Annotated in this window: 15 protein-coding genes; 9 read left to right on the plus strand and 6 right to left on the minus strand. The window is 41.5% G+C overall.

All coding sequences use genetic code 11. The annotated features are described in order from the left end of the window. The first annotated feature begins 778 nt into the window (after nt 1-778). The 6 genes from pgsB to ACJ9PY_RS20045 all read left to right on the plus strand — a co-directional run bounded on the left by pgsB (nt 779) and on the right by ACJ9PY_RS20045 (nt 6,537). The gene (pgsB, locus tag ACJ9PY_RS20020; RefSeq protein WP_034309408.1) at nt 779-1,960 is read left to right on the plus strand and encodes a poly-gamma-glutamate synthase PgsB; all 1,182 of its coding nucleotides are present in this window, start codon (nt 779-781) and stop codon (nt 1,958-1,960) included. Between the two features lie 15 nt (nt 1,961-1,975). Beyond that, nucleotides 1,976-2,425, plus strand: coding sequence for a poly-gamma-glutamate biosynthesis protein PgsC (pgsC, locus tag ACJ9PY_RS20025; protein WP_034309410.1), 450 nt, complete (start codon nt 1,976-1,978; stop codon nt 2,423-2,425). A gap of 10 nt (nt 2,426-2,435) precedes the next feature. Next, entirely contained in the window at nt 2,436-3,719 is a 1,284-nt protein-coding gene (locus ACJ9PY_RS20030) for a CapA family protein (RefSeq protein WP_098186023.1), read from the plus strand. A 74-nt stretch (nt 3,720-3,793) separates the two neighbouring features. Then, nucleotides 3,794-5,377 carry a gamma-glutamyltransferase family protein gene (locus tag ACJ9PY_RS20035; RefSeq protein WP_187049896.1) on the plus strand — a complete coding sequence of 528 codons (1,584 nt, stop codon included), beginning with the start codon at nt 3,794-3,796 and terminating at the stop codon, nt 5,375-5,377. A gap of 69 nt (nt 5,378-5,446) precedes the next feature. Continuing rightward, nucleotides 5,447-5,596, plus strand: coding sequence for a CapE family protein (locus ACJ9PY_RS20040; protein WP_156319646.1), 150 nt, complete (start codon nt 5,447-5,449; stop codon nt 5,594-5,596). 311 nt (nt 5,597-5,907) lie between these two features. Next, nucleotides 5,908-6,537, plus strand: coding sequence for a poly-gamma-glutamate hydrolase family protein (locus ACJ9PY_RS20045; protein WP_278088724.1), 630 nt, complete (start codon nt 5,908-5,910; stop codon nt 6,535-6,537). A 5-nt stretch (nt 6,538-6,542) separates the two neighbouring features. Here the strand turns inward: ACJ9PY_RS20045 and ACJ9PY_RS20050 are convergent, their stop codons facing one another. From ACJ9PY_RS20050 to ACJ9PY_RS20075, 6 genes are all read right to left on the minus strand, one after another. Then, nucleotides 6,543-7,745, minus strand: coding sequence for an NlpC/P60 family protein (locus ACJ9PY_RS20050; protein ID WP_411738811.1), 1,203 nt, complete (start codon nt 7,743-7,745; stop codon nt 6,543-6,545). An 816-nt stretch (nt 7,746-8,561) separates the two neighbouring features. Continuing rightward, nucleotides 8,562-8,735, minus strand: coding sequence for a hypothetical protein (locus ACJ9PY_RS20055; protein WP_411738812.1), 174 nt, complete (start codon nt 8,733-8,735; stop codon nt 8,562-8,564). Nucleotides 8,736-8,766: 31 nt separating this feature from the next. Further along, nucleotides 8,767-9,006 carry a methyl-accepting chemotaxis protein gene (locus tag ACJ9PY_RS20060; RefSeq protein ID WP_187050884.1) on the minus strand — a complete coding sequence of 80 codons (240 nt, stop codon included), beginning with the start codon at nt 9,004-9,006 and terminating at the stop codon, nt 8,767-8,769. 1,028 nt (nt 9,007-10,034) lie between these two features. Continuing rightward, a complete protein-coding gene (locus ACJ9PY_RS20065; RefSeq protein WP_063575415.1) occupies nt 10,035-10,520 on the minus strand; it encodes an SRPBCC family protein in 486 nt (161 codons plus the stop codon). Between the two features lie 22 nt (nt 10,521-10,542). Beyond that, nucleotides 10,543-11,055 carry a GNAT family N-acetyltransferase gene (locus ACJ9PY_RS20070; RefSeq protein WP_411738813.1) on the minus strand — a complete coding sequence of 171 codons (513 nt, stop codon included), beginning with the start codon at nt 11,053-11,055 and terminating at the stop codon, nt 10,543-10,545. Nucleotides 11,056-11,088: 33 nt separating this feature from the next. Continuing rightward, the gene (locus ACJ9PY_RS20075) at nt 11,089-11,607 is read right to left on the minus strand and encodes a YfiT family bacillithiol transferase (RefSeq protein ID WP_098937248.1); all 519 of its coding nucleotides are present in this window, start codon (nt 11,605-11,607) and stop codon (nt 11,089-11,091) included. Nucleotides 11,608-11,840: 233 nt separating this feature from the next. Between ACJ9PY_RS20075 and ACJ9PY_RS20080 the strand changes: the two genes are divergently transcribed. Genes ACJ9PY_RS20080 through ACJ9PY_RS20090 form a run of 3 tightly spaced genes read left to right on the plus strand, consistent with a single transcriptional unit; the run spans nt 11,841 to nt 15,549 of the window. Further along, nucleotides 11,841-12,941, plus strand: a complete 1,101-nt coding sequence (locus tag ACJ9PY_RS20080; RefSeq protein ID WP_411738814.1) for an endospore germination permease — start codon at nt 11,841-11,843, stop codon at nt 12,939-12,941. Further along, the gene (locus ACJ9PY_RS20085; protein WP_411738815.1) at nt 12,916-14,400 is read left to right on the plus strand and encodes a spore germination protein; all 1,485 of its coding nucleotides are present in this window, start codon (nt 12,916-12,918) and stop codon (nt 14,398-14,400) included. Before ACJ9PY_RS20080 ends, ACJ9PY_RS20085 begins: the two co-directional genes overlap by 26 nt. Before the next feature lie 3 nt (nt 14,401-14,403). Continuing rightward, nucleotides 14,404-15,549 carry a Ger(x)C family spore germination protein gene (locus tag ACJ9PY_RS20090; RefSeq protein ID WP_411738816.1) on the plus strand — a complete coding sequence of 382 codons (1,146 nt, stop codon included), beginning with the start codon at nt 14,404-14,406 and terminating at the stop codon, nt 15,547-15,549. Nucleotides 15,550-15,819: the final 270 nt, after the last annotated feature.

Below are 15,819 nucleotides of genomic sequence, written 5' to 3' on the forward strand. Positions count from 1 at the left end.
TTCCTTCCATTATCAGCTACCCATGCTGTAACTCAAGACCCACAAAAGGTAAATCCATCCATGATTAACGGAGATCCGTAACCATTCCATTCATTTACAATATATAAGCCGAAAGCCCAGATATGCTTCTGGGCTTTTTTTATTTTTCATTCATATATTAACACTATATCTATAGAAGAAACTAGGTATTTTTTAAAAGAAATGGGTTAACTTTAGTTCATTTCATTTTTTAGGTAAAAGGTCAATTATAGACCCATGGGTATTCCCGAGGAAAATACTAAAAAAAAGAGATGTGTTCTTTTACTCATCTTTGTCCATATTCAAAAGAGTTCAACTAATTGAGTCGTTAGATGCAATATTTCACATTGAATGACAAATCCATAAAAATTGTAACCTTTATGTCAAACAATGGGTATAAACAATTAACAAACTGTAATAAACCTCACTTTTTTAAAAAAATATTATTCAAATATAGCCATTATGAATTAGGTTCAAATGCTCATAAAACCATGTTTATTCTGACTGAAATGGGGCTTTATTAAACTTTCCATAATTTAGTGTAAATGAAACCTCGATTCCCTCGATTTCCAGCCATATCTTTGTACTCATAAAATAATTCATCCCATTAGATACTATTACACACTAATATACATATATTTGAAAAAGCTATTGATAACTATATTACGATAGAATAATTGGCTCTTGCCTATTAAGTTTAAAATCATGTAGTGTGTATTCAGTAATTCAAATATTTGAAAAAAAGAGAGGTTAAAAAAAAATGGCACCAATATTTATTTGTGCGATCTTTTTGCTTGGCTATGGCATTTTTGAACAAAAACGCCATCAGAAGCGTCTCGACTCCATCCCGGTACGTGTGAATGTGAATGGGATTCGAGGGAAATCGACTGTAACGCGTCTAATTACAGGTGTGATCCAGGAAGCAAAATACAAAACAGTAGGTAAAACAACCGGAACATCAGCAAGAATGATCTATTGGTTTACCGACAAGGAAAAACCGATTGTACGCCGCCCGGAAGGACCCAACATAGGAGAACAACGGCGTGTAGTTAAAGAAGTTGCCGACTTAGGCACGGAAGCACTGGTTTGTGAGTGCATGGCCGTACAGCCTGACTATCAACTAATCTTCCAAAACAAAATGATCCAGGCAAACATCGGGGTCATCGTGAATGTATTGGAAGACCATATGGATGTCATGGGACCGACTATGGATGAGGTTGCTGAAGCCTTCACTGCTACCATTCCCCATAATGGTCACTTAATAACCATTGAAAGTGAATATTTGGACTTTTTCAAACAAATCGCCAAAGAACGCAACACAAAAGTGATCGTTGCAGATAATTCAAGAATTTCCGAAGATTTCTTACGCGAATTCGACTATATGGTATTTCCGGATAACGCATCACTGGCCTTGGCCGTTGCGGAAGCTTTGGGAATTGATGAAAAAACGGCTTTCCGCGGCATGCTGAATGCACATCCAGATCCAGGGGCCATGCGGATCACCAAATTCGGAGATCGCATCCAGCCAACTTTCTTTGTCAATGGCTTTGCTGCAAACGACGCGGCATCGACGCTGAACATATGGGAACGTGTCAATACGTTCGGATACAGCACAGAACCTCCTATCGTCATCATGAACTGCCGTGCAGACCGTGTGGACCGTACCGAGCAGTTTGCTAGAGATGTATTGCCGTACATAAAATCCGAAATCGTCATTGCCATTGGAGAAACTACATCACCAATCACGAAGGTATTCGAGCAAGGTAAATTGGATACTAAAGAATATTGGGATTTAGAAAACTGGTCAACTGAAGAAATCGTGGCCCGTCTCCGCCCATTGATGAAAAATCGCATCGTCTACGGTGTCGGGAATATTCACGGTGCAGCGGAACCATTAATTGAAGCATTCATGAAATCTAAAACAAAGCAAAAAGCAAGTTAAGTAGGAGGAACCTTAATGTTTGGATCGGATTTATATGTAGCCCTAGTACTGGGAGTAACGCTTAGCCTTATATTTTCAGAAAAGACGGGTGTCGTACCCGCAGGACTTATCGTGCCAGGTTATTTGGCATTAGTATTTGATCAATGGGAAATCATGCTGACCATTTTGATCATTAGTGTCGTAACTTATTTAATCGTCACCCATGGCCTTTCAAGATGGGTGATTTTATATGGAAGAAGAAAATTCGCCGCCATGATGGTGACCGGGATTTGCTTGAAACTCCTATTGGACTTAGTCTACCCCGTCATGCCCTTTGAAATATTCGAGTTTCGGGGAATCGGTATAATCGTACCTGGATTGATAGCGAATACCATACAAAGACAAGGAATGCCATTGACACTTGGCAGCACGCTTTTATTATCCGGCATAACATTCGGTTTAATGAACGTGTACTACCTATTCTGAGGTGCAAAAAATGAAACGGACTTTAAATGCAAAAGAAAAAACACTTATCTTTATTAAACGCACGAAGAAAAAGAATCTTAAATACACTGGAATCATACTACCTATATTACTAATCGCTTTAGTCATTACCACTTGGATGGGACGGGCTGAGGAAGTGAAAACAGTCGCAACAAAATCCGATCAACCATTGACGATGACAATGGTCGGTGATGTGATGATGGGACGTTATGTTGAAGAAGTGACGGAAAAGCACGGGTATGAATACCTCTTCCGGTATATGAAACCCTATTTTGCCAATTCGGATTATGTCAGTGGGAATTATGAACATACCGCTTTAAAAGAAGAAGTATCTAACTACAAGGGAGCCGATACGCCCATCCGGTTAAACTCCAATACTAGCGGTGTGGCGGCCGTTAAAGATGCTGGCTTCTCTGTGGTGTCATTGGCAAATAACCATATGATGGACTATGAAGAACAAGGACTCCTTGACACGATTGATGAATTCAAAAGTGCGGATATGCACTATGTCGGTGTTGGATCGAACACTGCGGAAGCAAAAAACAGCATCGACTATGCGGATGTTAATGGCGTTCGTGTCGCAACACTTGGCTTCACAGACGTTTACGGTAAGGATGCCGTATCAAAAAGTAATAAAGCCGGACTATTGAACTCCAATCCCGATTTATTATTTGAAATGATCGGCAAAGCAAGGGATGCCAAGCAAGGCAACGCAGACTTGGTTGTGGTGAATATGCACTGGGGACAAGAGTATTCAACATCAACAACCGATCGACAAAAAGACTTGGCTAAAGCTATCATCGATGCGGGCGCTGACATCATCATCGGCCATCACCCCCACGTGCTTCAATCGTTCGATGTTTATAAAGATGGAATCATTTTCTATAGTCTAGGAAATTTCATATTCGATCAAGGCTGGACACGCACAAAGGATTCAGCCATGGTTCAATACCATTTAGCGAATGACGGAAAAGCTACAATCGATGTCGTACCGCTGCAAATTGAAGAAGCAACACCAAGGCCAGCTACCTCTTCCATTGACAAATCACGTGTTTACCGACAGTTGACGAAGGAAACGAGTGAAAAAGTCCAGTGGTCTAAAAAAGAGGATCGCATCGAGATTACCTTGGATCACAAGAAGGTAATCGATCATAAGGCACAGCGTGAACAAGAGGAAAAGGCAGCAATGGAAAAGAAAGCTGCACTAGAGAAAAAAGCAGCACAAGAGAAAAAGGCCGTACAAGCTAAACAACCGGGAATACAACCCATTCAGTAAGGAACGCTTTATCACTACTATTTGAAGAATGAAGACACACAACTTAGAATCTCAACGAAAAGGGGGAACAACCGATGATTAACCGTATGACGGGAAAAGTGCTCATATCCCTAAGCTTGCTCATATATATTGCTGGATGTTCGAAGACACCCCCTATTTCTGACACGAATGATCCGATAAAGAGTAAAACGGAACAATCATATGGGGTCAGTTCTTCAAATCCAATCGCAATAGATGTCGGGATGGATATATTGGAAAACGGCGGAAATGCGGCTGATGCCGCCATTGCGGTATCGTATGTATTAGGTGTAGTCGAACCTTATGGATCTGGCGTGGGCGGCGGCGGCGGTATGCTGATTGCCCCGGAATCCGGCGAACCCGAATTTATCGATTATCGTGAATCCTCTCCAGAAGACCCAAGTTCAAGACACGATACAGGGATTCCTGGCTTAGTGGCCGGCATGCAGGTCATCAGTGATAAGTATGGGAGCGTACCAATGGCAGACCTTCTTCAGCCGGCTATAGATTTGGCTGAAGAAGGATTTGAAGTCAACGAATCGTTATCATCACGCTTAGAAGCGGCTCAGCCAAGGATATCTTCCGATGCGACTTCACTTTTTTATCCTGATGGTGATGCCATTGAACCAGGCAAAACCCTTGTCCAGGAAAGACTTGCTGAAACACTGAAGGAGATCCAGCATGAAGGTCCTGATGGTTTTTATAAAGGCGAAATTGCGCGGGATATTAAAAGGGAATCAGATATCGACTTGATGGATTTAAAGCGCTATGAGGTGAAAGAACGGAAACCGGTCCAAGGAACATTTGCCGGTTATGATGTTTTTACCGCACCTCCGCCCTTTTCAGGAATTACCGTTCTTGAAATGTTAAAGCTAGCCGAGGAAATGAACCTAGGTGATTCTTCAAGCAAATCAGCTTATATGAAAGTCTTGGCGGGCATTACGGATACTGCTTATCAAGATCGGGCCGTCAATGTTGGAGATGGAATAAGTCACTCCAAGGCGGAAAAATTGCTCTCCCCCATTCACTTGGATAGTCTTAAAAATAAGATCAAAAGTGAAAAATGGGAAAATAAAGAATCGAATGGTTCCGAAGAACATGAAAGTACGACACACTTTGTGGTAATGGACAAAAACGGCACTGTCGTTTCCACAACGAATACGCTCAGTAACTTTTTCGGATCTGGGGATTATACAAATGGATTTTTCCTTAACGATCAACTGAAAAATTTCAGGTCCGGCTTGAACTCACAAAAGGCATATAAACGGTCAAGAACTTTCACCGCTCCGACCATTCTCAAGAAACCTGGGCGGGAATCGATCGGGATCGGCTCACCAGGCGGTGATAGGATTCCGCAAGTATTGATGCAGGTTCTTTATTCTTATACAGAAAATGAAGGCTCATTGCAGGATATCGTCGATCGTAATCGGTTCGTCTTTGATGGAAAGAAGATTTATACAGAATCCAGGCTTTCGGATGAAACTGTATCCGACTTGGAAGATTCCGGATACGAAGTCATTCAGAAGATTTCCCCCATGTATTATGGCGGGGTTCAAGGACTCGTTAAAAACGAGAAAAATGGACAAATATCCGGAGCTGGAGATAAAAGAAGAAACGGAAGCTGGAAAGCTCAGCAATAAACAGGCAATTCAGCCCCTCCTTTTCTAAATATCATATAAATTTTAGCGTTGTATAAGGGGATTTTGAATATGAATATCGTAAAAAAAATAACAAGCTGGGTAATACCTGTCCTTCTTGTAGCAGCCCTGCTTGTGACAATGAATACGTTTAAACGGACAGAAACATTAACACCCGACGAGCAAAAGAAAATAGAACTATATACGACAGTCGAAAAATGAAAAAGCCGGGGCATCCCCGCTTTTTTTATTTTGGCTGTTTTCACATACTTTGTTGCTATTTTCCAAGTAGTGAGGTGTGGTTGATTTCCCCTCCAGATGCTCGCTTTCCTTGGTGCGGGCGGTGAGCCTCCTCGGCGTAAACGCCTGTGGGGTCTCACCTGTCCCGCCGCTCCCGCAGGAGTCTCGCACTTCCGCTCCAATCAACCTTAGATAGTTTCGTTTTAAAAACAACAATCTTTACGAAAAGAGCCTTTATTTTTGCAGTCAATGGGTATGGAAGATTAGATACATTACAGATACGGAGGATTACCATGATTGAAAATAGCTATAGCGATTTTTTTGAATTGCAGGAAAATGAACAAGAATACCTTGATTACCGCATCATCGTTCATCACAGGAATCCTGATATTGCAGTTCTAGCCATCCATGGCGGGAATATTGAACCAGGTACGAGTGAAGTTGCAGCCGCACTTGGAGAGAGACTTGGTGCAAGCACCTACCTATTCGAAGGCCTAAAGCCAAGGGGCAACCAGGTCCTCCATATACCATCCCGCTTATTCAATGAACCGAGCGGCGTTTCAATGGCAGCGAACGCTCAGACCACCCTTTCGATCCATGGCCACTACGACGTACATAATGGGCTGGTTTACATTGGCGGAAGGAACGAACCATATAAGAACCTTATTCAGCAATGCCTCAACAAAGCTGGATTTCAAACTGATCATGCACCGCAGCACCTTTCAGGCATGAATGGAAACAACATCACCAACACATCCAAAACGGGCGCAGGCGTACAATTGGAACTTTCCACAAAGCTGAGAAAAAGCTTTTTCAAAGGTGATGACTTTACCAGTAAGAACAGGGTCAATCACTGTAATCTTCTTAAACGGTTCGTTACTGCCATTGAAAAAGCCACTCTTGAATATAAACAGGTTGAATGACCTTCTTAGTCGATGAGGCTTTCGGCTTGACCGAAGCTTTCGAATTTCTCGGCAAAATAACCTGACGAAAGGTTGGAGATATGAACGCCGGTGTTTTCCGTTGAATTGAGAAAACGGCCATCACCCAGATAAATTCCTACATGAGTCACACCCACCCTTGTTCCCGTGTCCCTAAAAAATACTAAATCCCCGGCCTTCGGATTATCGATTTTGGGCACCAATGAGAAGTAATCCTCTGCGGAATCTCGTTTTACAGAAAGGCCCTGCTCCTTCATGACCCAATAAATGAAGCCGCTGCAATCCATTCCGGTTATTGGATCTTCTCCCCCGAAAACATAGGTGAATCCGCGTAAAGTGTATGCATACTTGATGACATCATATGCTTTATCGTATGCAGCCTCCTGGTTTACATAAAACGGAAATAGCGGGTTGCTGTATAGTTGAAGGTACTGCCCCTGCATCAACTCATCGGTATTTAAAGCGTTGCGGCTTTTGATTGCACTCATGGAAATGCTGTAATGCTCTGATATACTATTAAGCGTTTCTCCCATTTGGACGATATGCTCTCCTTTAGGCGTGTATGTTTTGTACGCCACTTGGTATTTTGCAAAGTAATCTTCTGTGGTGGATCTCACCTGAACCGTTTCTGCACCATATCCAGAATTGACAAATTGGTTTTCGCCGACATAAATACCCGCAGTCACGACTTTTAAGCTGTCTTTTTCCAGAAAGAATATTATATCACCAGTTTTCGGAGTGACTGTATCCATCCCTTGCTTATAAAAACCATCTACTGTCAAACGGTCGACCGGCACATTTTGCCGGGAAAGCACCCAATGGATCAATCCGCTCGAATCGAACCCTTTTTCAGGCGTCTCCTCTCCAGCTGTCTTTTTAAACCCTATGAAAGATCTCGCATATTTCGCAATTTTTTTCCCTCTCTCCGACCATTGATAGATGGAAGGGATATACGCCGTTTGAATGATCGTCAACTTTTGGCCCGCAAATAACTTATCATCCGGTAAACCATTCGTCTTCATCAATTGCTCTGCCGATATATCATATGTCTTGGCAATCGATTCCACCGTTTCGCCAGAGCTTACAGTATGCACAGGATCTGCAGCCTCGGCCTTTAAACCAGGTAAGAAAATGAAACTAACCATGAATACCAATGTCAGTATCATACAGCTTATTTTTCCATTAAACATTTTAACCTTCCTTTATACGCTGAAATATTTTTATATTTATAATGTTCAAGTAAATCCCATCATATGAACCTTATATCCTATCATCCACTTAATCAGATGAACCTTAATATCTACGGTAATTATATTATCGGTAAAATAAATGAAACTTTCAGTCTACTTTCCCTAAAAACAAACAGTCAGATTCAATTGAACACCATAAAAGCAAACCTTTATTCCTATACCTCATCGATAAAAGTTGGAAATCGAAGAATTCCTAAAGGATTTTGTTTATCTTGGCAGTATGGATAAAGGTAGATTAGAGAAATCCCGGTCATGATAAAGTCGTTTATATACGGCTTGCCCTATTATGTTGAGGATGACGATATAGGAGTGAACACTTAGATAAAAATGGAAGATATAGTTTTGGAGGAGAAACGTATTTGAGGTTTTGCATGATAACAAACGGAAGTGATAACGAAGGCGACGGGTTTTTGATCAGGAACCCAAATCCATTGGTATCACCCATCATCTAGCAGAAGTAAATAAAGGGAACGCTAAATGGCATTTCCCTCTCTTTACTATGAATCTATCGCATATAAATTTGTGCAAGCTTTTAATATCCGTGCCGACTTGTCCGATTCCTATATATTATTCCCCTTTGTAAAAAAAGCATGGATACTTGACCCGATCCTCTAAATTGTACTTTTGTACTTCCATTGAATATGTCCACCATAAAGAGATGTCCCGGCGATTCACCTCTTTAGAATGATGTAATGGCAATCTAACAAAAAAGGAAACCACTGTAATGGCCTCCCTTTTTGCAACACTTGTTATTCCCTACTTCTCTATCTGGAATTCCCCTAGCGTCTGCTCCAAATTATTTATTAACTGTGTAAGCTGCTGTGTATATTGAGCAAGTTCATTGGAAGAAGCAGCTTGCTCCTGAATCGAATTGGATATTTTCCCTACGGAATCTTCCAGCTCTTTCATGGCTTCACTTACCGTGCTCACGGCATTTTTCTGATCCTTGCTTTGGTTCGTTTCATTGGTCGTTTTTTAGCAATTCCTCTGTATCTGACAGAATGCTTTGGATGATTGCTTGAATGTTTTTTGTAGCTTCTTTTGAACCATCAGCCAAGCTCCTTACTTCATTCGCCACGACAGCAGAACCTTTGCCGGACTCACCTGCCCTTGCAGCTTCTAAAGATGCATTCAAAGATAATAAATTGGTTTGTTCCGATATTTTCGATATGGCATTCGTGACCCGAAAAACAATGCCCATTGTAAAATGTGAAACGTTGCCTCCAGACACTCGCTTTACAAGGGCCGGGACCCCACTAGTGCATGCTGTGAAGGCTTGGCAGGCAGTCGGCGGTAAGGGAGCGATTTCCGAAAAGGGGTATGTGTAATGATTTCCACTCCAGGCACTCGCTTTCCGCGGGCGGTCCGTGAGCCTACTCGGCGCTCGCCTGCGGGGTCTTCCCTTGGCCACGCTTTTCCCGCAGGAGTCTCGTACCTTACGTTCCAATCAACTGGAACTTCTTTTTTAAGAAACATTGTAGGGAAACTGGCTCTTCTACTCCAATTCGTCTACAGTCCGGCGGTTCCATCAATTTTTCGGAAAAGGAAGTTTCGAATTGCTCTCGCCCGAACCAAGATTTTAAAAGTAAACTAGTTTATTCTTCATGTTTTTTTCCTATATCCTTAATCGATTGAAGAAATTTGCGACACTCCTGCCGAATAACTGGCTAGACGAGACACCGCAGATGCTTGCGTCGAGGAGGCTTGGCAGGCAGTCGGCGGAAAGGGAGCGGATTTCTGATATCAACTGGAACATTTTTTAAATAAAAAACTAGACCGACATTAGAATATCTCGGTCTAGTGAATTCGAAGCTGATTCTTTTCATGAAGGAAAGGTGATAACTCATTTTACTTTCTACCCGTCTTGGTGAATTGCTGACCAATTGCACCTATTATTAAAATGATGATCGAAATGAGACTGTAGTCCTTAAAAAAGGTCGTAAATGGAAATTTCCAGAAATAAGAACAGCATCGTAATCAATCGTCCTATAAGCAGAATCATTCCGATAACTACCATCCAATTAAATAAATTTCCAAAAAAACCCACCTTTTCCTCCCTTATGACTTTCATGTATCATCTTTCTACAAGAATAAATATCCGGCATGCGGAAAAACCCTTCAGCCTGACATGTCGTTCCTTTCCCCATTACTCGGAGGCACATCACTTCGGCTTTGGCCGAAATTCATCGTTCCGTTTCCTTATATATCCTGCTGCATGTCACACATCCATTATCCATCCATTCGTTTGACGGCGGCCATATATTCCTTATGCCATTTTTCCCATTCATCCATCGGGAAGTCCTGATGGTGTCCATCAAGTAAATCACTAAACATTTCAAGGCAAATATGCCAGCCTGCCAAATCTTTTGATGTATGATCATTAACTGGCGTGATGGATTCTTTCAATACTAATGAGCATCCATCCTTTTCAGGGGATACCTCGAAACGAACCCAGCCGTCCCCCCATTCAAAATCTAAAACGGCAGATTCCCGGAAGTCCCTGATCTTCATATCAAAAGATTTCCCTGACCCATCATTGAAATTGAATTTTATCGTCCCATCTTTTCGGAGGTCCTTCATTTCCAGGTTGGACATCCACTTTTCCACCTTATCATTCTCCGTTAAAGCACCCCATACCTCTTCAACCGGATGATTGAGCAGGCGATCGAATCTTGCGATAATCCCATTACCTTCTTTTTCGATTACAGCTTGCACTTGGATTCCCCCACTCAATTCGTTACCCGAGATTATTTTTATAATAAAAAATGGTCGGTTGGAATTCACCTTTTGCAGATTTCGCATAATCAGGAATCCTGCCTGCCTGAATATATCCCAATGAGATATACAGGAGATTTGAAGGATCTCCTTCCCTCGTATCAAGGACCAATAATGTCCGCCCTTCCTGCTTGGCCTTCTTCTCAGCCTCTAGCATGAGTGATCGTCCTATGCCATTTCTTCTATAACCAGTATGTGTCATTAATTTTGCGATTTCCGCTCGATGGCCGCCATTTTGCTTTGAACATAAATGTAACTGTACACTCCCGACAATCTTACCCTGTAACTTAGCGACCAACAGAATCACATCACGATTCATGGCACTACCCCAGTAATCAACGGCCTCAGACTGTTTCATGGGTGGTAAAAAACCGATGGACGCACCATCATCCACCACCTGAACCAAAAGGTCGGAAAGTTCATTAAGATGGTATCCAATTGATGTTAATTGTTCGATTTTCACATCGGCATTCAAAGTAATCACAACCTTTTAGAAGATATAATATATTCACCATCCCTGGCGCTTTGATAAAGAAGTAATATGAGCCAGATGATGTCGTCCGTGCCAAGCATAAATGCCTATATTTTCACCGACAGTCACCTTTCCTGAATCAGGATGGATGAAGGTCCGGCTCAGGTCATCAGCATGAAGGTCCGATAAAAGTTTACACATTCGGATATGTATACTTTCGAGCAGTGATAGAGATACTTCAATCGGCAAATCATAATCAGGCAGCTCAGCCCATTGCCCCTCCTCGTACGGTTTAATGACAGGACTTTCTTCCGTAAGGGCCAATTTGAAGCGAATATACGCATTCATATGACTATCGGCAACATGATGCACCACCTGGCGGACCGTCCATCCTCCAGGCCGATAAGCCGTATCAAGCTGTTCATCATCCATGTTACCTACCGCTTCACGCAGCATCCGAGGCAAAGCTTCAATCTCTTTGAGCCACCCCTCGGCTATACCACAAGTAATTTCCCCGTCAAACTGAAACTTCCCGACCGGGTATCTTAAATCCATCTTCATTCCCCCTTGATGTTCAATAAAAACAGCATCTATATATATTCTTTATCGATTAAGACAAATCCTTTTTCCGGCATACTTTGCCTTGCTCTACTACTAATCACTAAACATCAGGAAATTTATCCCACAACATTAGCACGAATACTATTTCCATATTTAGCAACCATAAACAAATGAATGGCATGTGCATCAATCCATCTTTAAACAATGGAAATGGGGATAGGATCACCTTGAAGAAAATCAGTTCGATACAAACCCTTAGCATCTTCTTTTTATCAATCGGCCTTCTTAATCACGTTATTTTGATCCCTTTCCTCCTATCCACCGGCGGAAGGGATGCTTGGTTTTTTTCTATCCTAACTATTGGATTGATCCCGATTTGGGCCTATATATTATCGAGAATAATCAAGAATATGGATAATCAGTCCCTGACGGATTGGCTTGAAAATAGATTTGGAAAACATATTAAAAATATCGCTTTATTCTTTATCGTAATTTATCTGATCAGTCTTGTTTTGGCCACTACAAAGGAAACGATTGATTGGATCACGACAAGCTTTCTTTTTGAAACCCCAAGTTTAGTGATTATCATTCCGTTTACGCTGCTATGCATTTTTCTTGCCCATTCTGGTATGCGCTCCATCGCCATTTGTTCGTCTGTATTATTGCCAATAGTCGTCATTCTTGGCATTTTCGTTGCGACCGGAAATATACCGACAAAAGACTATAGCCACCTCCTCCCCCTTTTCGAGAATGGCTATTTTCATGGCATAAAAACCCTTCAATATTCTGGTTATGGCCTTGCCGAACTGATTTTAATCGCTTTTTTTCAAGAGAAACTTTCGGATAAGCTCAAGATAAAGGTATTAGTATTCTTATGCCTTGGACTAGTGTTTTTACTTCTTGGCCCATTAACAGCAGCACTCGCTGAATTCGGGCCGAGCTTAGCCGAAGTCATGAGGTACCCCGCCTATGAACAATGGCGTTTGCTGACAATTGGTAAATATATTGAACATACAGACTTCTTTTCCATTTACCAATGGCTTGCTGGTGCCTATATCCGTGTTTCAATGGCGTTATTCTTAATAATGGAAGTCTTTAAAGGAAAAACTAATAATATGAAGCTTGGAATTCTTTTCGCTGTAGGTTTTCTGATGGTCGTCATCTCCATCGTACCATTCAGTAATTTCAAGTTCTTGCATATAAGCCAGACATTCTACTATCCTGGCGCTTTTTATTTCCTGTTACTGTTGTCCGCCTTTTTGTTTATCGGCACTTTCATCAGATCTAAGGAGGGGAAACGACATGCGAATGAAACGATCCAAAAATGAGCCACCCCTCTTAGAATTAAGGGAGGAAACATTTCGGGAGTTATTCAGTTCAAGCTCAGATATCAAGTTTGAACTGATTTATATCGGAGAAACCGAAAGACCCATTACTGTCCTTATTTTTTACTGCTCGGGTATGGCCGACATAAGTTTACTGAACGAAGGAATTTTGGAAAAGTTAAACAAAATGATGGAATTGGATGAGAACATCGATGCCGAAGAATCAATCAACAAGCTAAAACCCTTGATAGACCTCAGGAAAGTAACCATCGATAGTGAATTCAATAACGTCCAGCAGCTGATTTTCTCCGGGCATGCCTTATTATTCATACCCTCAGTCCAAGAGTTATTTTCAATCGAATTGTCCAACGTGCCGAACCGGCAGCCTGAGGAGTCCTCCTTCGAGGTCTCGGTAAGGGGGCCAAGAGATGGATTTGTCGAAGATTTATCCATGAATACAGCTTTAATCAGAAAGCGGCTAAAAACCAAATCGCTTGCCTATGAAGAGTTTATCGTTGGCAGGCGCAGTCAAACGAAAGTCGCACTAATGTACATGGATGACATCATCGATAAAGAACTTGTTAAAAATGTAAGATCGAAAATCGACTCCCTTGATATCGATATTTTGGTGAGCAGCCAACAATTGGAGGAATTGATCACTAACAGTAAATTTAGTATATTTCCACTCACTCATTATACGAGTCGCCCCGATTTTGTAGTCGAAGCACTCAATCAAGGAAGATTCATTCTAATCGTGGACGGTATGCCAACGGTAATCGTGGCCCCTTCTACCTTACTATTGCAAATAAAAACAGCAGAAGATTCGAATCTTCCTTATCTATTTGTAAGCCTTGAGCGACTTCTTCGCTTTATGGGGCTTGGCATTACCGTTTTATTGCCGGGGTTTTGGATATCGATTTCCGCTTTCAATATTGAACAGGTGCCGTTCCCGTTACTAGCCACCATAACCCTTTCAAGGCTGGGACTTCCCTTATCTGCCACGATGGAATTCATTCTCATGCTCATTTTATTTGAATTATTCCGTGAATCCGGAGTCAGGTTACCTAAAGCGGTTGGGCAGACAGTTGCCGTTGTAGGAGGACTAATTGTCGGTGATGCAGCGATAAGGGCAGGACTGACATCACAAACCATGCTTGTGGTCACTGCCGTAACCTCTGTTGCATCTTATACACTTGTAAACCAGTCTTTAACAGGTGCCGTTACCGTTCTGCGAATGTTTGTGCTGTTACTAAGCTGCATTTATGGAATCTATGGCTTGATAATCGGTTTCCTTTCCATTGTCACATTACTATCCAGGCTTGATTCATTCGGGGTTCCATATATTGGCGGAATGAACCCGCTAAGGATCCCAAAAATACTGGATTCATTCATAAAGAGGCCATGGAATTCCATCAGTAAACGATCTTTGGCAGCTGATGATAAGACGAGAAAGGGGCAGTAAGGCATGTTCCGCATCTGTAAAATTTGGTTGACCCTACATTTAATCCTATTACTTTCAGGCTGTTGGGATGAAAAAACGATCCAGGACTTTCATTATATAACAGCAATCGGGATAGATTTCCAAGATGGGGAATACATAGTTTATACGCAACTTGTAGACTTTGCTGCGGTAGCTAAAACGGAGGCAAAGCCGACGCAAGCCCCTCCCGTATATGTAGGGAAACAAAAAGGACCGTCGATTTCGATCGCCATTAATAAACTAATGAGCAATACTCAACAGTCTCTCTATTTAGGGCATGTATCCACATTTGTAATAAGTGAAAATGTTTTGAACCGGCAAAGCACAGAAATAGTGGATTATATATACAGAAACCAATTACTCAGATACTCATCCAATATCTTTGCCACAAAAAATTCCATGGATGAGCTTTTCTCCATTAACGGCTTTTTTAATTTATCACCTTTATACACGACATTATATTTTCCGGATGATGTATACCGGATTATATCATTCATCCAACCCATTACAGTCCAAAGGTATTACTCTGACCAGCGGGAAAAAGCATCTACCACCATATTACCCTCCATTTCCTGGAACGATAAAGTTTGGAAGGAAAAAGATAAAAAGCGAAAAAGCCTCTATATGGATGGTGCATTTATCATTTACTATAAAGTGTCCCAGCCCTGGTTCTCTGAAAAGGAACTGAGCGGTTTACGCTGGCTCACTAAAAGGACCAACAAAACTCCAGTGAACATCACAATGAATAAGCAAGATATCTATGCCTCTTTTTCCCATCCGGCTCATAAAGTGAAACCTGTTCTAAAGGATGGCAAGTACAAATTCGATATTGAAATTGACGTTTCCGGCAAAATACTGGGGCTTGATACCCAAATCGATATCGACAAAATAAAACGTAAATTCGAAAGCCAAATAAAAAAGGAAATCCTATCAACGTTTAAAACAGGGCTCCAAAAGAACGCAGACCCTTTAAACCTAGGCAAAACCCTTTATATCAAAGAGATAAAATACTGGCAAAAGAATCATTTAAAAGAGCCTAAGGATTATTTAGATAAGGATTCAATACATGATATAAACGTAAAGGTACATATCCTTAACACAGGTGGCTTAGAAGCTAAACCACTGGAATAATGAAGATTTGAGGATTCGGTTTGGAATTTATAGTACCAAATATTATTGGATAATGTTGAATTCACGAGTAAATCGGCTTAATTCACGAGTATTTGTTCCATTTTCACGAGTATTTGCTCCAAACTCACGAGTAAATCGACTAAACTCACGAGTAAACGCTGATATCTCATAAGTTTGCTGCTCACCTTGGGTTTATAGCCGAAAAAATCAGGATGGTGCCTTTTTGAGCTCCATCCTGATTTAGGGGGCTGGAAAATGCGGTCCGGAATT

Source organism: Peribacillus sp. S4, from assembly GCF_046715815.1.
Lineage (GTDB): Bacteria > Bacillota > Bacilli > Bacillales > DSM-1321 > Peribacillus > Peribacillus frigoritolerans.